Here is an 18,838-nt window from a genome sequence, read left to right as displayed (position 1 = left end):
CGGGCACTCCGAGCGGGTCAGCGATGAAGTGGTGCTGCGCTTCGAATTCCCCGAACGCCCCGGCGCGCTCTTCAACTTTCTCAACCGCCTGGGCGGACGCTGGACCATTTCGATGTTCCACTACCGCAACCACGGCGCAGCGGATGGGCGGGTCGTGGCGGGGCTGGTGGTGCCCGAGGATGAGCGGCACCTGGTCAGCCAGGCCCTGACCGAGATTGGCTATCCGTATTGGGATGAGAGCGATAACCCGGCGTATCGGTTGTTTCTGGGCTAACGCCCCGGGACGCGGAGCGTGAGGAACGATCAAATGAGGCTAATGATCGTGCCCACGCTCTGCGGGGGCATGCATCCCCAATTGGCCTGTTAACGCCGCTCTAACTGCTAGACTCTTTCCGCCCCGATTCAAGAGGAAGACCCGCGATGGAATCCATCACCGCCCTGAAAACCCTACACATCGCTGCCATCACGTTATTGCTGCTCAGCGTTCTGGTGCTGGCCAGTGGCGTCATCAAGGTGCGCCTCGAAGGGGATGCAACCATCCAGACCCGGCTGCTCAAGCGCCCGCTGCTGTTTTTCTGGCTGCTGATGGCGGTGTGTCTGGCGATTCTGCCGTTCAGCGGCTGGTGGCTGGTGCACTCGTTGGGTCTGTCGCTGGGGCAGACCTGGGTGCTGAGCAGCAGCGTGCTCTACACCCTGGGCTTGTTCAGCTGGGTCTGGCTGGTGGCAAGGCTCAATCGTCTGCGCCTGGGCTCCAGAACGGACCGACGCGGTTTCACCTTGGCGCTGGCAGTGGTCAGCGTGGTGAGTTTTGTCGTGATCGCCGGCTTGATGGGCTTCAAGCCGGCGTGAGTCACCCTTGAATCAATGGCGCAGTGTGATGACCGGCCAGCCGCGCTGCTCGGCTTCGGCGCGCAGTTTCGGGTCGGGGTCGACCGCCACTGGGTTGGCTACTTGCTCCAGTAGCGGCAGGTCGTTCATCGAATCGCTGTAGAAATAGCTGTCCTCAAGGCTGAATGCATTCTCCTCCAGCCACAGGTTGAGCCGCGTGACCTTGCCTTCACGGAAGCACGGAATGCCCGTGGTACGGCCGGTATAACGACCATCGATCATCTCGCACTCAGTCGCCAGCAGCGTCTCGATGCCCAGCCGTTCCACGATGGGTGCTGTCACGAAACGGTTGGTGGCGGTGATTACCACCAGTTTGTCACCCGCCTCGCGGTGCTTGGCGATCAGCTCCAGCGCTTTGGGCAGCATGATCGGTTCGATGCAATCGCGCATGAACTCGCGATGCCATTGCGCCAACTGATCCATATCGGTAGCCCCCAGAATCTCCAGCGTGAAGTTCAGGTACTCGGTCATGTTTAGCGTTCCGGCCAGGTAATCCTGATAGAACTCGTCGTTGCGCGTCTTGTACGTCGCGGTATCGAGAATGCCACGTCGGCACAGGTAATCACCCCAAGCGTGATCGCTGTCGCCACCCAGAAGCGTGTTGTCGAGGTCGAATAGAGCCAGGCGCATGCGGTTACTCGCTGAATTAGCTGAAAAAAGAGCGTCAGAATACGAGGTTTTCACAAGTCTTCACATAAGGTGATAAGCCTCGTTGCCGGTTTGATCGGCTTTGTGGAACAATGCGGCGACATGCGTCTGCGAGGTTGTTGCCGTGATCGACCCCGATGGTTTCCGTCCTAATGTCGGGATTATTCTGACAAACGATGCTGGTCAGGTCCTATGGGCCCGGCGTATCAACCAGGATGCCTGGCAGTTTCCGCAAGGGGGAATCAACCCACAGGAAACGCCGGAAGACGCGCTGTACCGTGAGTTGAATGAAGAAGTCGGGCTTGAACGACATGATGTGCAAATACTTGCCTGCACTCGGGGCTGGTTGCGTTATCGTCTGCCGCAACGCCTTGTCCGTACCCATAGCCAACCGCTGTGCATCGGTCAAAAACAGAAATGGTTTCTCCTGCGCCTGATCTCCAACGAGCAGCGGGTGCGGATGGATCTGACCGGGAAACCGGAGTTCGATGGCTGGCGTTGGGTCAGCTATTGGTATCCGCTAGGCCAGGTGGTGACATTCAAGCGCGAGGTGTATCGACGCGCACTTAAAGAGCTTGCCCCGCGCCTCTTATCGCGCGACTGACACGGAGTTCGACCCCGAGCCATGCTCAATACGCTGCGCAAGATCGTCCAGGAAGTTAACTCCGCCAAGGATCTCAAGGCGGCGTTGGGCATTATTGTGTTACGCGTCAAGGAGGCTATGGGCAGTCAGGTCTGCTCGGTCTACCTGCTCGATGCCGAAGCCAACCGTTTCGTGTTGATGGCCTCCGAAGGCCTCAACAAGCGCTCCATCGGCAAAGTCAGCATGGCGCCGAACGAAGGCCTCGTCGGTCTGGTCGGCACGCGCGAAGAACCCCTGAACCTCGAAAACGCTGCCGATCACCCCCGTTATCGCTACTTCGCCGAAACCGGCGAAGAGCGTTATGCGTCGTTCCTGGGCGCGCCGATCATCCACCACCGGCGCGTGGTCGGGGTGTTGGTGATCCAGCAAAAGGAGCGTCGCCAGTTCGACGAGGGTGAAGAAGCCTTCCTGGTCACCATGAGCGCGCAATTGGCGGGCGTTATCGCTCACGCCGAAGCCACTGGCTCGATCCGTGGTCTGGGTCGCCAGGGCAAGGGCATCCAGGAAGCCAAGTTCGTGGGTGTGGCCGGATCGCCCGGCGCTGCGGTCGGCGTGGCCGTCGTCATGCTGCCGCCTGCCGATCTGGAAGTGGTGCCCGACAAGACCGTCACTGACATCGCCGCCGAGCTTGCGCTGTTCCAGACCGCACTGGAAGGCGTGCGCAATGACATGCGCACCCTGTCCGCCAAGCTCGCCACGCAATTGCGTCCCGAAGAGCGCGCGCTGTTCGACGTTTACCTGATGATGCTTGACGACGCCTCGCTGGGCAGCGAAGTGACCAATGTCATCAAGACGGGCCAATGGGCGCAGGGCGCATTGCGCTCGGTGGTCAATGAGCACGTCAAACGTTTCGAACTGATGGACGATGCCTACTTGCGCGAGCGGGCTTCGGACGTCAAGGACCTGGGTCGCCGCCTGCTGGCCTATCTTCAGGAAGCGCGTCAGCAGACGCTGGTCTACCCCGACAATACGATTCTGGTCAGTGAAGAGCTGTCGCCGGCCATGCTCGGTGAAGTGCCGGAAGGCAAGCTGGTGGGGCTGGTCTCGGTGCAGGGTTCGGGTAACTCGCACGTCGCCATTCTGGCCCGGGCAATGGGTATCCCCACGGTCATGGGCCTGGTGGACTTCCCGTACTCCAAGGTCGATGGCATCGACCTGATCGTTGACGGTTACCACGGTGAGGTCTTCACCAACCCCAGCGACATCATGCGCAAGCAGTTCGGCAAGGTCGTGGAAGAAGAGCGTCAGCTTTCCCAGGGCCTCGATGCTTTGCGTGAACTGCCCTGCGTGACCCTCGACGGGCATCGCATGCCGCTCTGGGTCAACACCGGCCTGCTCGCCGACGTGGCACGTGCTCAACAGCGCGGTGCCGAAGGTGTGGGTCTGTATCGCACCGAAGTGCCGTTCATGATCAACCAGCGCTTCCCGAGCGAAAAGGAACAGTTGGCGATCTACCGCGAGCAATTGGCCGCGTTTCACCCTCTGCCGGTGACCATGCGCAGTCTGGACATCGGCGGCGACAAGTCTCTGTCCTATTTCCCGATCAAGGAAGAGAACCCGTTTCTGGGCTGGCGCGGCATTCGCGTCACCCTCGACCACCCGGAAATCTTTCTGGTCCAGACTCGCGCGATGCTCAAGGCCAGCGAAGGCCTGAACAACCTGCGCATCCTGCTACCGATGATCTCCAGCACCCATGAGGTCGAGGAAGCGCTGCACCTGATCCACCGTGCCTGGGGCGAGGTGCGCGACGAGGGGACTGACGTGCCGATGCCGCCGGTGGGCGTGATGATCGAAGTCCCGGCTGCGGTCTACCAGACCCGCGACCTGGCACGTCAGGTGGACTTTCTGTCGGTCGGTTCCAACGATTTGACCCAATACCTGCTCGCGGTCGACCGCAACAACCCGCGTGTGGCCGACCTTTACGATTACCTCCACCCTGCAGTGCTGCAAGCCTTGCAAAGCGTGGTGCGTGATGCACATGCCGAAGGCAAGCCGGTCAGTATCTGCGGTGAAATGGCCGGCGATCCGGCCGCCGCGGTGTTGTTGATGGCGATGGGCTTTGACAGCTTGTCGATGAACGCCACCAACCTGCCGAAAGTGAAATGGATGCTGCGCCAGATCAACCTGAGCAAGGCCAAGGATCTGCTGGCCCAACTGATGACCAACGACAACCCGCAAGTCATCAGCAGCTCCCTGCAACTGGCGCTGAAAAACCTGGGGCTGTCACGGATGATCAATCCCGGGTCCGTGAAGGGCCACTAAGCTGTCTGTCGATCGTTCTCATGTGTTGTTCATGGGTATACGCAGTCTTACAGCCCCACGGTCAGTACTCACAGCCTCAGCTCAACCTCCCCCAACCGTCCACCTTGCGGCCCGAAGCTGTGCTCGATCATCTGCCGTGTACCATCAGCGTTGACGATCAGCACGGTGCTGGCGCGGGTGCCGTAGTTGGGGCTGGCGATGAACACGCTGGACAGCAGCTTCTCGGTAGCAAGGCCCACGCCGGTTTCAGGCAGCTCGGCGTCTGCGGCGGGCTTAGGATCCTTCAGCAGGCCCAATAACGCCTTCGGTTGCGGGTCTTTCAGTTGTGCCGCCAACGCTGCCCGGGCCTTGATGAGCTTGGGCCACGGCGTGTTCAGACCAGCATTGGACAGGCCATAAACGCCTTCGCCCAACCGTTGCGGCGTGGGAACGGTCGAGTTCAGGTAATACAACTGCTCGGCATCACCCGCCAACAGATTGAAACCGGTGTACTCACCGGCCCGCGCGGCGACCTCACCGACGTAGTCTTCAAGCGATTGCTCGCCCGCCAGAAACTTCGCCACCAGCTCACCCCGCGAGCGCAAGCCCAAGGGCTGGCCTGGGTCGCGAATATTGGTCACGGCGGCAAAGCGCCCCTGTGCGTTGATGCCCATCCAGGTGCCGCCAGCTTCCAGATCCCGGCCGGCATACACATTGGGCATGTCCTCCCACTGACTCAGCGGCCGGGTAGGGCGCGCATAAAATTCGTCACGATTGGCCGCCACAATCAGCGGCTGGGCCTGGGACGGGCGCCAGGCGAATACGATCAGACACATTCGGTGCTCCTTTTTTCCTGAACTGTACGCAGCTTTGATCGGTGTCTGCTAGAGCAACAGGCCGGGCTCCGGTAACATGCCCGCCTGATTCAGTCGCCCACAAGGGCGTTCCAATTGAGGAGTCGCAATGCTGCCTTACCCGCAGATTGACCCGGTAGCCGTCGCTATCGGCCCGCTGCAAATTCACTGGTACGGATTGATGTACCTGGTCGGGATCGGTGGTGCCTGGCTGCTGGCGTCTCGTCGCCTGAACGCGTTCGACCCGACCTGGACCAAGGAAAAACTCTCTGACCTGATTTTCTGGCTGGCGATGGGCGTGATCGTCGGTGGACGGCTCGGCTATGTGTTGTTCTACGACCTGTCGGCTTACCTGGCCAATCCGTTGCTCATTTTCGAGGTCTGGAAAGGCGGGATGGCGTTCCACGGTGGTTTCGTCGGGGTGATGATCGCGGCCTGGTGGTTCGGCAAACGCAATGGCAAAAGCTTCTTCCAGCTGATGGATTTCGTCGCGCCGCTGGTACCGATTGGACTGGGTGCCGGGCGTATCGGCAACTTTATCAATGCCGAGCTGTGGGGCAAACCGACCGACGTGCCGTGGGCAATGGTGTTCCCGCCGTTCAGCGACCCGGCACAACTGGCGCGCCATCCGTCGCAGCTGTATCAGTTTGCTCTGGAAGGTGTGGCACTGTTCATCATCCTCAATCTTTACGCGCGTAAACCGCGCCCGACGATGGCCGTTTCCGGCATGTTCGCGCTGTTTTACGGCATTTTCCGCTTTGTGGTCGAATTCGTCCGCGTGCCGGACGCACAGCTGGGTTACCTGGCGTGGGGCTGGGTCACGATGGGGCAGATTCTGAGTCTGCCGATGATCATCGCCGGTCTGTTGCTGATCTGGTTCGCTTACAAGCGTGCGCCATCCGCTACCCGCCCAGCGGTCTAATACCGAGACGCCGGGTGACCAAGCCCGGCGGTTTCAACAATGCAGGTGATTTATGAAGCAATATCTGGAGTTGGTCGCGCATGTGATCAAGCACGGTACCTTGCAGTCCAACCGTACCGGCGTGAACACCATCAGCTTTCCGGGTGCGATGCTGCGGTATGACTTGCAGGAAGGTTTCCCGGCAATCACCACGCGTCGCATGGCATTCAAGTCGGCCATCGGCGAAATGGTCGGTTTTCTGCGTGGCGTGAGCAATGCGGCCGAATTCCGTGAACTGGGCTGCAAGGTCTGGGACCAGAACGCCAACGAAAACGCCCAATGGCTGAACAACCCGTTCCGCAAGGGCGAAGACGACCTGGGCGAGATCTACGGTGTGCAATGGCGCAAGTGGCCTGCTTACAAGCGTATCGATGCGGCCAATGCTGCGGCTATCGAGCGGGCGCTTGGTCAGGGTTATCGCCAGATTGCCGAGTCTGAAGAAGACGGCCAGGCGTTCGTGGTGCTGTACAAGGCCATCGACCAGATTCGTCAGTGCGTCGACACCATCATCAACGACCCGGGCAGCCGCCGAATCCTGTTCCACGGCTGGAACTGCGCGCAGCTCGATGAAATGGCGCTGCCGCCGTGCCATCTCTTGTATCAGCTTCACCCCAATCCGCAGACGCGTGAAATCTCGCTGACGCTCTACATCCGTTCGAACGACCTGGGGCTGGGCACACCGTTCAACCTGACAGAGGGCGCTGCCCTGCTGAGCCTGATCGGTCGTCTGACGGGCTACACGCCGCGCTGGTTCACCTATTTCATCGGCGATGCCCATGTGTATGAGAACCACCTGGACATGCTTAATGAGCAGCTCACCCGCGAGCCGTTCCCAATGCCGAAACTGAAAATCTCCGACCGCGTACCGGAGTTTGCCAAGACGGGCGTTTATCAGCCGGAGTGGCTGGAGTTGATCGAACCGTCGGATTTCTCGCTGGAAGGGTACGAGCACCACCCGGCGATGACCGCGCCGATGGCGGTTTAAGCGCTGGGGATCGTTTTCGTTGGAGGGAGCGGACTTGTCCGCGAAAGCCAGTACACTCGATGACGTTGTCGCGTTTGAAACACAACATTCGCGGACAAGTCCGCTCCCACATTTTTCATCCATGAAGATGATGAGAGCGCAGCGTCGGGCCGATCAGTTGGGGGGTAGGTGATCAGGTCAAACCAGCACGATCTGGTTCTTGCCCTGACGCTTTGCCTGGTACATCGCAGCGTCGGCGCGGCCGTAGAGGGCTTCCAGGCTGTGGTCGTCCTGAGTCAGGTTGGTCAAACCCTGGCTGGCGGTGATGCTGAAGGTGCTGGTGCCGCACTGGAAACTCTGGCGCTGGATTTCGCGTTGCAGGCGCTCGGCAATCTGCATGGCCATTTCCGGTGCGCAGCCTGGGAAGACCGCTGCAAACTCTTCGCCGCCAATCCGTCCGAACAAATCGCCGCGTCTGAGCGCTGAGCGACCGCTTTCAGCGATGCGTTGCAACACGGTATCGCCTTCCTGGTGGCCGTAGGTGTCGTTCACCAGCTTGAAATCATCGATGTCCAACAGCAAAAAGGCCAGCGGCGTACCGTTCAGGCGCGCCAATTCGAACTCGCGCTGGGCGCACTCGAAGAAGTGGCGGCGGTTGCTGCTCTGGGTCAGCACATCCGTGGTCGCCAGACGTTGCAGTTCGTCTTCCAGGTGCTTCTTTTCAGTGATGTCTTCGGCAATGCCAACCACGATCAGGCGCTGTGCATCATCGGTCTGGCGGCTCACAAAGCATTTGTCGCTCAACCAGCGCACTTCACCGTCAGCGCGGATGATCCGGTATTCGCGATCTTCGATAGCGCCTTTTTCGATCACTTCGCTCAAGCTGCGCTCGGCGTAGTTCAGGTCGTCCGGGTAGATACTGTCGCGCCACTCGCTGTAGTCCGCCAGCAACAGCCCCGCTGAACGTCCGAAGATGCGCTCATAGGCCGGGCTTACGTAAATCATGCGCTGGGTTTCCCAATCGAACGCCCATAACACTGCATTGACGCTCACCAACAGCGAACTGAACAGTTGTTCACGTTCGCTCAAGCGCGCCACTTCTGCCTGAGCGTGCATCAGGGCAAGCAGGGTTTCGGCGGCGGCGGGCATTTCAGTGGTCGAGGCGATAAGGCTGTGCTTTTCCATAGGGCGACATCTCAAGCAGCGCGCAGCCAATGCTTGCACGCTCCACCGTTCAGAGCGGGAACGATGATCAGAGGAATTTTCAGGGGGGAAGTTCCGAAACCGGCGCGCCCGCAGTGGGCGCGCCGATCAACGGTGTCAGGCCTGGACCGGGCGCAGCGAATAGGTTTTCAACTGGTCGGCGAAGTCGCGCAGGGACTGAATGCCACTGGCTTCGGCTTCGTGAATCCACTCTTTCATGGCCGACAGCATGTCATGGCCATTACTGCTGGTCTTGACCCAGATCTGCTGCAGCGCCAAGCGCTTTTCATAGATCACTTTCAGTGCCTGGCTGTGTTCCAGCATGGTCTGGATACGCAGGTGGTGCTTGTCGTCCAGCAAGCTGGTTTCGCGGGACAGAAGGCGTTTGGCACGGTGGAACTGATGGCGGACCGATGCATCGGCCTTGGCCAGTTCCTGGGCAACCAGCGGGCCGATCACCACCTTGCGGTACTGGGCCATGATCTGGAAGCGGTTGTTGAGGATCGCCATTGCAGTGTCCATGTCCAAATGCCCTTTGCCTTCGACCCGGTGGGCGATGGGCGCGACACGTTGAACCTTGGCCAGACGCAGGAAACTGAATACCTTGATCCACGCCCAGCCCATGTCGAACTCCCAAGGCTTGACCGAGAGCTTGGCCGAATTGGGGTAGGTGTGGTGATTATTATGCAGTTCTTCGCCACCGATGATGATGCCCCACGGCACCAGATTGGTTGCCGCATCACGGCATTCGAAGTTGCGATAACCCACGGCATGGCCCAATCCATTGACCACGCCAGCGGCCCAGAACGGAATCCACATCATCTGGATCGCCCATACGGTGATGCCGATCGCGCCAAACAGCGCCAGATCGATGACTGCCATCAGGGCAATACCCAGCATCTTGTAGCGCGAGTACAGATTGCGCTCGATCCAGTCTTCCGGGCAGTTCTTGCCGTAGATGCGCAGGGTGTCTTCGTTCTGCGCTTCTTCGCGATACAGCTCGGCGCCTTTGCGCAGCACCGTGGACAACCCTTTGACGACCGGGCTGTGCGGGTCATCGACGGTTTCGCATTTGGCGTGGTGTTTGCGGTGGATGGCGGTCCACTCGCGGGTGTTCTGGGCTGTGGTCAGCCATAGCCAGAAACGGAAGAAATGCTTGAGCCCCGCGTTGAGTTCCAGGGAGCGGTGGGCTGAGTAGCGGTGCAGATAGACCGTGACGCCGACAATCGTCACATGGGTCATTGCCAGTGTGACTGCTATTACCTGCCAGACGGAAAGGTCGAGCAAACCGTTGTACCACATAGGCTGTTTGGCCCTCGTAAAAACACTCGTGAAGAAAAAAGTAACAACTGCATTATCACTGACATCACGCAGAAAACCAGTCACGCTTTTAGATAAGAGTCGCAGGATGTTTCTTGCTTTATAATTTCACCCCTTTCATAAGGCGTTGAGTTTTCTTATGACGGACTCTACTGACGGAGCGCTACGGACGGCCATTCTGTACGGCATGCTGTCCGTTTTGTGGTTATTGGCGTTCGACTGCCTGCTGCCCGTATTCATCGAAGAACCGGCTCGTTTGGCCATTGGGCAGCGCATTGGCGGCTACGGCTGGGTGTTAATGAGCGCGATCATGCTCTTCGTTGCGCGTGACCGTTTGATGAAATCGATGGCCGGTAAGGCACAGTCAGGGCACCCGCAGGACGATCATGACCGCCTGCGACTGGCGGCAGCCGTGTTCGACAGCACGCTGGAAGGCGTGCTGGTGACCAATGCGAAAGGGCAGATCGTTCACGTCAATCGCGCGTTCGTGGACATCACCGGTTACCAGCCCGACGAAGTGCTGGGCTTCAACCCCAGCAAGTTCCAGTCCGGTCGCCACGGCCCGGAGTTCTATCGGCAGATGTATCGCTCGATTCTCAGTGCCGGGCAATGGAGTGGCGAGATCTGGAACCGGCGCAAAAGCGGCGAGGTGTATCCGCAGTGGCAGACCATTCGCAGTATCAAGGGCGATGACGGTCAGCCAAGAAATTTCGTCGCGGTTTTTTCCGACATGACGGCCATCAAGCGTTCCGAGCAGGAACTGGCGCAACTGGCGCATTACGATGCGCTGACGGGACTGCCCAACCGGTTGCTGCTCACCGACCGCATCAGCCAGGCACTGACGTCTGCCCGTTCCAGCAAGCGCGGCTGCGCCTTGCTGCTGATTGATCTGGATCATTTCAAGAATATCAATGACAGCCTCGGCCATAACGTGGGCGATGAAGTGCTCAAGGCCATCGCAGAACGCCTCAAAGGCGTCACCGAAAGCGACATGACCTTGGCCCGGCTGGGCGGTGACGAGTTTGCCTTGCTGGTCAAAAACTGCCGGCAGATGGTCCAGGCCGCTGCCTTGGCGCAGCAGGTCATCGAAGCGCTCAAGGCGCCGGTTACCCTCGCCGGGCAACAACTGTTCATCGGAGCCAGCCTGGGCATCAGCCTGTTTCCCGGCGATGCGCTGACCGACGAGCAACTGCTGCGCAATGCCGACTCCGCACTGTTCAAGGCCAAGAGCAACGGGCGCGACGGCTATGCGTTGTACACCGAAGAACTGACGGCTCATGCCCGCCAGCGGGTGCAACTGGTCAGCGAGTTGCGCCGTGCCATCGATCAGCAGGAGCTGTGCGTGTTCTATCAGCCGGTCCATGACCTGGCCAGCCGCCGCATCGTGGGCGTCGAGGCGCTGGTGCGTTGGCAGCATCCGACGCGTGGAATGGTTTCACCGGGGGAATTCATTCCGGTGGCCGAGCAGAGCGGACTGATTGCCGACATCGACGCCTGGGTGCTAGACACGGCGTGCCGCCAGATGCAGCGCTGGCACGCGTGCGGCGTCTCCCTCTCGTTCGTGGCGGTCAACGTGTCCAGTCGTCTGTTCGGCGGCGGCGATCTTGATCGTCAGGTGAGTCAGGTTCTACGCGATACCGGGCTCGATCCCGCCTTCCTGGAGCTGGAGGTGACTGAAAGCGCCGTCATGGAAGACCCCGAACAGGCGATTGAGCAGTTGCATCGGCTGCGCGAACTGGGTTTGAGCCTGGCCATCGACGACTTCGGCACCGGCTATTCCTCGTTGCTCAGGCTCAAGCGCATGCCGGTCCAGAAGTTGAAGATCGACCAAGGCTTCGTGGCAGGGCTGCCGGGTGATGACGACGATATCGCCATCGTGCGAGCCGTCATCGCGTTAGCCAAGAGCATGGGCATGCGCGTACTGGCAGAGGGCATCGAGCAAGCGGAGCAGGCCGCCTTCCTGCTCGACAACGGCTGCGAGTTGGGCCAAGGCTACTGGTTTGCCCGGCCAATGCCACCTGAATCGATTGATTGGGCACATGCTCCGGTGTTCGCCAACGCCGCGGTTTAAGCGCCTTGCAGGCGCGCCGGACGCAGGGTGGCGGGGCGTGCAATACGTCTCGCCGAGCTAACGTATCCATTAATCGCTTTTGGTTATATCTGCATTCTTAAATAGTCTTTTTAAGAATATCCGCACCTCACTACTATTGCCCCATCGCCACAAGCCAGCGCTCCGATTGCGACGGCAGGCTTCTCACATTTCAAGGAATACGATGATGAGCGCATCTCTACGTAGTGTTGACGGTCAGGACGAAGCAGCCATTCTGCGTGAGATTCAGAGTGCGTTGCGTGACCTGCGTTTTGGCGCCGTCGAAATCACCGTGCACAACGCCCAAGTGGTGCAGATCGAGCGCAAGGAAAAATTCCGTTTGCAGAACCCGGCCAGCAAGCCGAGCTGATGCGACGCCTTGCGAGACAGCGCCGGATTGAAAACCGGAATGCGATGCACCCCTGACAAGCAGCGCGCCAGCGTCAACATCACTTGGCGTGCGACGAAGAAATCAAAAAAAGCCGACACACAGAATTTGCAGGAGCTTCACCTATGTCCATTCGCCGTTTTGCCCTGGCCGCTCTCGCCAGCGCTGTATTCGCAGGTTCCGCTGTCGCCAAGGATTACGAGCTGCTCAACGTGTCGTACGACCCGACCCGTGAGCTGTATCAGGAATACAACGCCGAGTTCGCCAAGCACTGGAAACAGGCTCATCCAGACGACACCGTGACCATCAAACAGTCCCACGGTGGCTCGGGCAAGCAGGCGCGAGGCGTGATCGATGGTCTGCGCGCCGACGTCGTGACCCTGGCGCTGGCCGGTGACATCGATGAAATCGCCAAGCTGGGCAAGACCCTGCCTGAAAACTGGCAGACCCGCCTGCCGGACGCGAGCACGCCTTACACATCCACCATCGTGTTTCTGGTGCGCAAGGGTAATCCCAAGGGCATCAAGGACTGGGGTGATCTGATCAAGAAAGACGTATCGGTGATCACGCCCAACCCGAAAACCTCGGGCGGCGCTCGCTGGAATTTTCTGGCCGCCTGGGCCTATGGTCTGAAAGCAGGCGGTGGCGACGAAGCCAAGGCCAAGGAATACGTCCAGACCCTGTTCAAGCACGTGCCGATTCTGGACACGGGCGCACGCGGCTCGACCATCACCTTCGTCAACAACGGTCAGGGTGATGTGTTATTGGCGTGGGAAAACGAAGCGTTCCTGGCGCTGAAGGAAGACAGTGGGGCGGACAAGTTCGACATCGTCGTACCGTCGCTGTCGATCCTGGCCGAGCCGCCGGTCGCCGTTGTCGACAAAAATGCCGAGAAAAAGGGCAATACCGCCGTCGCGACCGAGTACCTGAAGCACCTGTACAGCAAGGAAGGCCAGGAAATTGCCGCGAAAAACTTCTATCGTCCACGTGATAAAGAGATCGCCGCCAAATACGAGAAGCAATTCCCGAAACTGGATCTGGTGACTATCGACAAAGACTTCGGCGGCTGGAAAACTGCGCAGCCCAAGTTCTTCAATGACGGCGGCGTGTTCGACCAGATTTATCAAGCGCAATAACCGAATGACGATACTGCGCAAGCCCTAACGGGCGCGGTATCGCAGCGTTGGTAAACAGCCCGGATCGACGTCCGGGCTTCGTGCAAGTAAAACCAGGGACTTCTATGTCGCGTCGTATCTCCCCCGTCATACCCGGCTTCGGGCTGACGCTGGGCTACACCTTGGTGTACCTCAGTCTGATTGTGCTTATACCACTGGCCGCCATGTTCGTGCATGCGTCACAGCTGACCTGGGATCAATTCTGGACCATCATCACCGCGCCCCGCGTGCTGGCGGCGCTGAAGCTGAGTTTCAGCACGGCGTTTTATGCTGCCGTGATCAATGGCGTGATCGGTACGCTGCTGGCGTGGGTGCTGGTGCGCTACACCTTCCCCGGCCGCAAGATCATCGATGCGATGATTGACCTGCCGTTCGCCCTGCCGACCGCCGTGGCCGGTATTGCCCTGACTGCACTGTATGCACCCAATGGCTGGGTCGGGCAGTTCGCTGCCGATCTGGGCTTCAAGATCGCCTACACGCCGCTAGGGATCACGCTTGCGCTCACCTTCGTGACGCTGCCCTTCGTGGTGCGCACCGTCCAGCCGGTGCTGGCCGACATCCCGCGTGAAGTCGAAGAGGCCGCCGCCTGCCTGGGCGCCCGCCCGTTGCAGGTGTTTCGTCACATTCTTGTGCCAGCGCTGCTACCCGCCTGGCTAACCGGTTTCGCTCTGGCCTTCGCTCGCGGCGTGGGCGAGTACGGTTCGGTTATCTTCATCGCCGGCAACATGCCGATGAAGACTGAAATCATGCCGCTGTTGATCATGGTCAAGCTCGACCAGTACGACTACACCGGCGCGACCTCCATTGGCGTTCTGATGCTGGTGGTTTCCTTCATTCTGCTGCTGCTGATCAACCTGTTGCAGCGGCGCATCGAAACCCCATCCTGAGGAGGCAAGCATGTCATATTCATCGGTTTGCGCTGCGGCCTCCGCCAACGACGCGCGTCGTGGCAGCGCTGTGGCACGTCGTGTTCTGATCGGCCTTGGCTGGCTGATCTTCGCTCTGTTTCTGGGGTTGCCGCTGTTCATCGTGGTTTCACAGGGCCTGAAAAACGGTCTGGGCGCATTCTTTGAGGCAGTGCTTGAGCCGGACGCACTGTCGGCGCTCAAATTGACCGTTATCGCCGTGCTGATCTCGGTGCCGCTCAACCTGGTGTTCGGCGTCAGTGCCGCATGGTGCGTGAGCAAGTACTCGTTCCGTGGCAAGAGCATTCTGGTCACGCTGATCGACCTGCCATTTTCGGTGTCACCGGTGATTGCGGGTCTGGTCTACGTGCTGATGTTCGGCGCGCAGGGCCTGTTCGGGCCTTGGTTGCAGGATCACGACATTCAGATCGTCTTCGCCTTGCCGGGCATCGTGCTGGCAACCATCTTCGTGACGGTGCCGTTCGTGGCACGCGAGCTGATCCCGCTGATGCAGGAGCAGGGCACGCAGGAAGAAGAGGCGGCGCGTCTGCTGGGGGCCAACGGTTGGCAGATGTTCTGGCACGTCACGGTGCCGAACATCAAGTGGGGCCTGATCTACGGCGTGGTGCTCTGTACGGCGCGGGCGATGGGTGAGTTCGGCGCGGTATCGGTGGTGTCCGGCCACATTCGCGGCGTCACCAACACCCTGCCGCTGCACGTCGAGATCCTTTACAACGAATACAACCACGTTGCTGCGTTCGCGGTGGCGAGCCTGTTGCTGATCCTGGCGCTGTTCATCCTGCTGCTCAAGCAGTGGAGCGAATCCCGTATTAACCGTCTGCGCCATAGCGCGGCGGAGGAATAATCATGTCGATCGAAGTCCGTAACGTCAGCAAGAACTTCAATGCCTTCAAGGCCCTGAACAGCATCAATCTGGACATCCAGAGTGGCGAACTGGTCGCCTTGCTCGGCCCGTCAGGCTGCGGCAAGACCACCTTGCTGCGCATCATCGCAGGCCTCGAAACCCCGGACGCCGGCACCATCGTATTCCACGGCGAAGACGTTTCCGGTCACGATGTGCGAGATCGCAACGTCGGGTTCGTGTTCCAGCATTACGCATTGTTCCGTCACATGACCGTATTCGACAACGTCGCGTTCGGCCTGCGCATGAAGCCCAAGCGCGAGCGCCCCAACGAGACGCGGATCGCCGAAAAGGTCCATGAGCTGTTGAATATGGTGCAACTGGACTGGCTGGCAGATCGTTACCCGGAGCAGCTTTCCGGCGGTCAGCGCCAGCGTATTGCGCTGGCCCGCGCTTTGGCGGTCGAGCCTAAAGTGCTGCTGCTGGACGAGCCGTTCGGTGCGCTGGACGCCAAGGTCCGTAAAGAGCTGCGTCGTTGGCTGGCACGTCTGCACGAAGACATCAACCTGACCTCTGTATTCGTGACCCACGATCAGGAGGAGGCGATGGAAGTGGCGGACCGCATCGTGGTCATGAACAAGGGCGTGATCGAACAGATCGGCTCGCCAGGCGAGGTGTACGAGAATCCGTCCAATGACTTCGTGTATCACTTCCTGGGTGACTCCAACCGTCTGAGCCTGGGTGATGAAGGCCAGGTGTTGTTCCGCCCGCACGAAGTGTCGCTGTCACGCCAGGAATTGGAGGACCACCACGCCGCCGAAGTACGCGACATCCGCCCGTTGGGTGCGACCACGCGGGTCACGCTCAAGGTCGAAGGGCAGAGCGAGCTGATCGAGGCCGAAGTGGTCAAGGATCACGACAGCCTGGTGGGGCTGGCCCGGGGTGAAACCTTGTTCTTCAAGCCCAAGGTCTGGCAGAAGTTGTAAAGCGGCCGGGCTGATCGTGCCCTCCGACAGCCCGTTGGTCGCAGCAAGACTCTTGTATACCGCTGAGCGTGGGATCGGTCGGTCAGGCCGCAGCCTTGCGCACATTGCGACCCACCGGGCCTGCGCGTTCTTCGATGGCATGCTGCAAGGGTTTCAGCAGGCCCATCAGGAACGCCAGTTCCGCCACCACGAACAGCGGCCCGATGATCAGGCCGGTCACGTCGTCAATGAAGGCAGGTTTACGGCCTTCGTAGTAATGGCCGATGAACTGGATGATCCAGCCGGCCACAAACAGCCCCACGCCTGCGCTCAGCCACACCATCGTGGTTTGCTGCGCCAGATTCGCACCGGCCCAGATACACAGCCCCAGCAGCGCAGCCATCACCACGCCGAGTACACGATCCAGCCGCAGATAAAACAGGGTCGAGGCCAGGGTCACTAACGCCGCAGGCGATATCCAGATGCCCCCCACTGACCAGCCCGGGCGCGACAGCAACACCGCCACCGCCAGAACAATCAGGGGAATACCTATGAAGTGGGTCACGATATTGCGCGAATCGCGGTGATAGGACGCGTATTGGCTGAGATGATCGACAAGGTTTTTCATTATTATTCCTGCCTGAAGCGCTGATCGAGTCGATTACCGTATCGCTTTTGCAATACGACTGCCTGGGAAAAGAGGGAGCAAACATGACAAATGGAACGTTATGGCGGTCAAGATTGCTGTCCGATTACTGGTTTTCTCATCTGCCCGCCGGTTTGCAGGATAGCCTGCTGGACGCCGCTTTCCAGATTCGCAAGACGCCCGGCAAAGCGCTCTTCAAAAAAGGCGATCCGGCGTGCGGTCTTTACGTGTTGGTCGAAGGCAGTGTGCGTGTCGGCCCTGCTGCTGACCAGCGTTTGGTGCCGCGTCTGGAGCCCGTGTGTTTGCCGTACTGGTTCGCAGAAGTATCGTTATTCGACGGGCTGCCGCGCAGACTCGACGTGGTGTCACAGGAGCAGACGATCTTTCTGCATGTTCCCCAGCGCGTACTCATGGAATTGCTCAATCAGCATCCGCACTACTGGCACGCGTTTGCCGCTCTGCTCAGCCACAAGCTGGGCCTGCCGATCCCGCGTCCTGAGGAGATGGCCCGATTGCCGGCCAGGCATTGGGTTGCGTGGCGCTTGCTGATGTTGTCCGAAGGCTATGGACGTCTCAGTCATGCGCGGCGCTTGATTACGCTTGATGAAATCCGACCTCGTTCTGATATTTCCGAAGCTGTTTTGTTGGAGGTACTGCAGGACTTTAACCAGCGCAAAATCGTGCGTCTTGGCGAGGGGCAACTGGAAGTCTTCGAGGTAGAGAAACTGCGCAGGGTGGCGAATTATTCCAAGGCCAGTGCCGTGTGTTGAAGGTGCCCGACGTTGGGGCATCCGACACCGATCGTGCGCATGCAGCCGTGACACGCCGCGTCACATCAAGAGCGGACGCAAAGCGCAGAAACGGTGCATCAGCGCATCAAGTCGCTCCGATACTGCCCCGGCGTCATCCCGGTCCAGCGTTTGAAGGCGCGGCTCAGGCTGTCGGTGTCGGCGAAGCCTAATAGATAGGCGACCTCGCTCAGCGAACTGTGGGGATCGCTCACGTGCAGCAGCGCCAGATTCTGGCGGCATTGATTGAGCAGCAGGTCATAGCGACAGCCTTCGTCGGCCAGGTGCCGTTGCAGGCTGCGCGGACTCAAATGCAAGGCTTCGGCGATGCTTTCGGCAGACGGTTCGCCATCCGGCAGCAGGGTTTCGATAGCCGAGCGAACGCGCTGCTCCCAGACCAGCGACGGCAAGGGCTCGCCGCTGACCACTTGTTCGGCCAGCACTATCGGGCCTTCATCCAGGTGGCTGTCGAAGTCATCGCAGGCGAATTCCAGCAGATTGTCCTCCGCTGAAAAAAACAGCGGTGCGCGGAACAGTTCGTGCCACGGCTGCGGGTCTTCAGGTGCGGGGCGTTGCAAGTGAATCGCCAGAGGGGCATAGGTTCTGCCCAGGCGGTTGCGGCAGGTGCGCACATAAATGGCTGCGAAGGCGTCCATCAGTTCGTGGGTGTTCAGTGAGCAGCCAGCGGGGGCGTTGAAGCGGAATTCGTAACGCTCGCCGGCTGGCCTGAAATCCAGCGTCAACGAATCCTCAGCCATCGAGTGATAGCGCACGATGCGCTCGAAAACTTCACGCAGCGAGCCGCTGGCCACCAGCGTATAGCCCAGCGCATGAAAAGTGGCGGGGCTGACGAAGCGGGATACGCGTAACCCCAACGCCGGATCGCCACTGGCCTGAACGGCCAGTTGCCAGAGCTTCGCGGTGGCAGCTGGCGCAAACGTGGCGTTCGGGTCGTTGAGCCGTTCGGTATCGACGCCGGACGCCTGGCACAGCCCGGTACTGTCCAGGCCAAGCGCGTCCAGCTGCTTGCGCAGGGCACGGGTCCAGCTGGCGAGGCTGCTTGGCTCAGGCATGCGGGCGACCCTTCCTGTCATGAATTGGCATTCAGCGTCGGTCGGTACCGACAAGGCATCAATTGGCAATTCCTTTGCCTGACGCTGCGTCCAGAGAATGGAATCTTTTATGACATTTTTGCAAGCCTTGCCTGACTGAATGCAGCGTCGAACGCCGGTCATCGTATGACGCCGCTTCGTCAGTCTGCTCTCAGGTGACCTTGTTTAAGCCGCGATCACGTCTTT

18 protein-coding genes and 1 pseudogene are annotated in these 18,838 nt (G+C 59.8%); 13 read left to right on the top strand and 6 right to left on the bottom strand.

Annotated elements, in window-relative coordinates; translation table 11 throughout:
- Both ALP40_RS24775 and ALP40_RS24770 read left to right on the top strand, forming a co-directional pair.
- A pseudogene (locus ALP40_RS24775) lies at window positions 1-274 on the top strand (threonine ammonia-lyase, biosynthetic); the annotation flags it as partial.
- Window positions 275-420: 146 nt separating this feature from the next.
- Window positions 421-849: a DUF2269 family protein gene (locus ALP40_RS24770; RefSeq protein ID WP_122210754.1), complete on the top strand. Its 429-nt coding sequence runs from the start codon at window positions 421-423 to the stop codon at window positions 847-849.
- A 12-nt stretch (window positions 850-861) separates the two neighbouring features.
- Here the strand turns inward: ALP40_RS24770 and ALP40_RS24765 are convergent, their stop codons facing one another.
- Entirely contained in the window at window positions 862-1,518 is a 657-nt protein-coding gene (locus tag ALP40_RS24765; RefSeq protein ID WP_122210753.1) for an HAD family phosphatase, read from the bottom strand.
- A gap of 142 nt (window positions 1,519-1,660) precedes the next feature.
- On the opposite strand from ALP40_RS24765, the gene ALP40_RS24760 reads away from it, so the two are divergent.
- Entirely contained in the window at window positions 1,661-2,140 is a 480-nt protein-coding gene (locus tag ALP40_RS24760) for an RNA pyrophosphohydrolase (protein ID WP_002555745.1), read from the top strand.
- A 21-nt stretch (window positions 2,141-2,161) separates the two neighbouring features.
- The gene (ptsP, locus tag ALP40_RS24755) at window positions 2,162-4,441 is read left to right on the top strand and encodes a phosphoenolpyruvate--protein phosphotransferase (RefSeq protein ID WP_122210752.1); all 2,280 of its coding nucleotides are present in this window, start codon (window positions 2,162-2,164) and stop codon (window positions 4,439-4,441) included.
- A 68-nt stretch (window positions 4,442-4,509) separates the two neighbouring features.
- Here ptsP and ALP40_RS24750 read toward each other — a convergent pair whose 3' ends face one another.
- Window positions 4,510-5,256 (bottom strand): NRDE family protein, encoded by a 747-nt coding sequence (locus tag ALP40_RS24750; protein ID WP_122210751.1) that lies wholly within the window; start codon window positions 5,254-5,256, stop codon window positions 4,510-4,512.
- Window positions 5,257-5,383: 127 nt separating this feature from the next.
- Here ALP40_RS24750 and lgt point away from each other — a divergent pair, with 127 nt between their 5' ends.
- Together lgt and ALP40_RS24740 are read left to right on the top strand one after the other, a co-directional pair.
- Window positions 5,384-6,196, top strand: a complete 813-nt coding sequence (gene lgt, locus ALP40_RS24745) for a prolipoprotein diacylglyceryl transferase (RefSeq protein ID WP_122210750.1) — start codon at window positions 5,384-5,386, stop codon at window positions 6,194-6,196.
- Between the two features lie 52 nt (window positions 6,197-6,248).
- A complete protein-coding gene (locus ALP40_RS24740) occupies window positions 6,249-7,220 on the top strand; it encodes a thymidylate synthase (RefSeq protein WP_122210749.1) in 972 nt (323 codons plus the stop codon).
- A gap of 177 nt (window positions 7,221-7,397) precedes the next feature.
- Here the strand turns inward: ALP40_RS24740 and ALP40_RS24735 are convergent, their stop codons facing one another.
- Both ALP40_RS24735 and desA read right to left on the bottom strand, forming a co-directional pair.
- Window positions 7,398-8,384 carry a sensor domain-containing diguanylate cyclase gene (locus ALP40_RS24735; RefSeq protein WP_122210748.1) on the bottom strand — a complete coding sequence of 329 codons (987 nt, stop codon included), beginning with the start codon at window positions 8,382-8,384 and terminating at the stop codon, window positions 7,398-7,400.
- Window positions 8,385-8,519: 135 nt separating this feature from the next.
- On the bottom strand, window positions 8,520-9,704 hold the full coding sequence (desA, locus tag ALP40_RS24730; protein ID WP_122210747.1) for a delta-9 fatty acid desaturase DesA: 1,185 nt from the start codon (window positions 9,702-9,704) through the stop codon (window positions 8,520-8,522).
- A 157-nt stretch (window positions 9,705-9,861) separates the two neighbouring features.
- On the opposite strand from desA, the gene dibA reads away from it, so the two are divergent.
- The 6 genes from dibA to ALP40_RS24700 all read left to right on the top strand — a co-directional run bounded on the left by dibA (window position 9,862) and on the right by ALP40_RS24700 (window position 16,127).
- A complete protein-coding gene (dibA, locus tag ALP40_RS24725) occupies window positions 9,862-11,793 on the top strand; it encodes a phosphodiesterase DibA (protein ID WP_122210746.1) in 1,932 nt (643 codons plus the stop codon).
- 205 nt (window positions 11,794-11,998) lie between these two features.
- The gene (oscA, locus tag ALP40_RS24720; RefSeq protein WP_122210745.1) at window positions 11,999-12,181 is read left to right on the top strand and encodes a sulfur starvation response protein OscA; all 183 of its coding nucleotides are present in this window, start codon (window positions 11,999-12,001) and stop codon (window positions 12,179-12,181) included.
- A gap of 143 nt (window positions 12,182-12,324) precedes the next feature.
- The gene (locus ALP40_RS24715) at window positions 12,325-13,335 is read left to right on the top strand and encodes a sulfate ABC transporter substrate-binding protein (RefSeq protein WP_122210744.1); all 1,011 of its coding nucleotides are present in this window, start codon (window positions 12,325-12,327) and stop codon (window positions 13,333-13,335) included.
- Between the two features lie 104 nt (window positions 13,336-13,439).
- Window positions 13,440-14,261, top strand: a complete 822-nt coding sequence (cysT, locus tag ALP40_RS24710; protein WP_122210743.1) for a sulfate ABC transporter permease subunit CysT — start codon at window positions 13,440-13,442, stop codon at window positions 14,259-14,261.
- Between the two features lie 10 nt (window positions 14,262-14,271).
- A complete protein-coding gene (cysW, locus tag ALP40_RS24705; protein WP_122210742.1) occupies window positions 14,272-15,144 on the top strand; it encodes a sulfate ABC transporter permease subunit CysW in 873 nt (290 codons plus the stop codon).
- 2 nt (window positions 15,145-15,146) lie between these two features.
- Window positions 15,147-16,127 (top strand): sulfate/molybdate ABC transporter ATP-binding protein, encoded by a 981-nt coding sequence (locus ALP40_RS24700; RefSeq protein WP_122210741.1) that lies wholly within the window; start codon window positions 15,147-15,149, stop codon window positions 16,125-16,127.
- A gap of 82 nt (window positions 16,128-16,209) precedes the next feature.
- On the opposite strand, the gene ALP40_RS24695 is transcribed toward ALP40_RS24700, so the two are convergent.
- Window positions 16,210-16,734 (bottom strand): DUF962 domain-containing protein, encoded by a 525-nt coding sequence (locus ALP40_RS24695; protein WP_122210740.1) that lies wholly within the window; start codon window positions 16,732-16,734, stop codon window positions 16,210-16,212.
- An 83-nt stretch (window positions 16,735-16,817) separates the two neighbouring features.
- Here ALP40_RS24695 and ALP40_RS24690 point away from each other — a divergent pair, with 83 nt between their 5' ends.
- Window positions 16,818-17,522 (top strand): Crp/Fnr family transcriptional regulator, encoded by a 705-nt coding sequence (locus ALP40_RS24690; RefSeq protein ID WP_122210739.1) that lies wholly within the window; start codon window positions 16,818-16,820, stop codon window positions 17,520-17,522.
- 98 nt (window positions 17,523-17,620) lie between these two features.
- Here the strand turns inward: ALP40_RS24690 and ALP40_RS24685 are convergent, their stop codons facing one another.
- Complete coding sequence (locus ALP40_RS24685) at window positions 17,621-18,613, bottom strand: AraC family transcriptional regulator (RefSeq protein ID WP_122210738.1); 993 nt, start codon at window positions 18,611-18,613, stop codon at window positions 17,621-17,623.
- Window positions 18,614-18,838: the final 225 nt, after the last annotated feature.

It is taken from the genome of Pseudomonas viridiflava (assembly GCF_003702045.1).
Lineage (GTDB): Bacteria > Pseudomonadota > Gammaproteobacteria > Pseudomonadales > Pseudomonadaceae > Aquipseudomonas > Aquipseudomonas viridiflava_C.
This window is presented reverse-complemented; position numbering and strand designations above follow the sequence as displayed.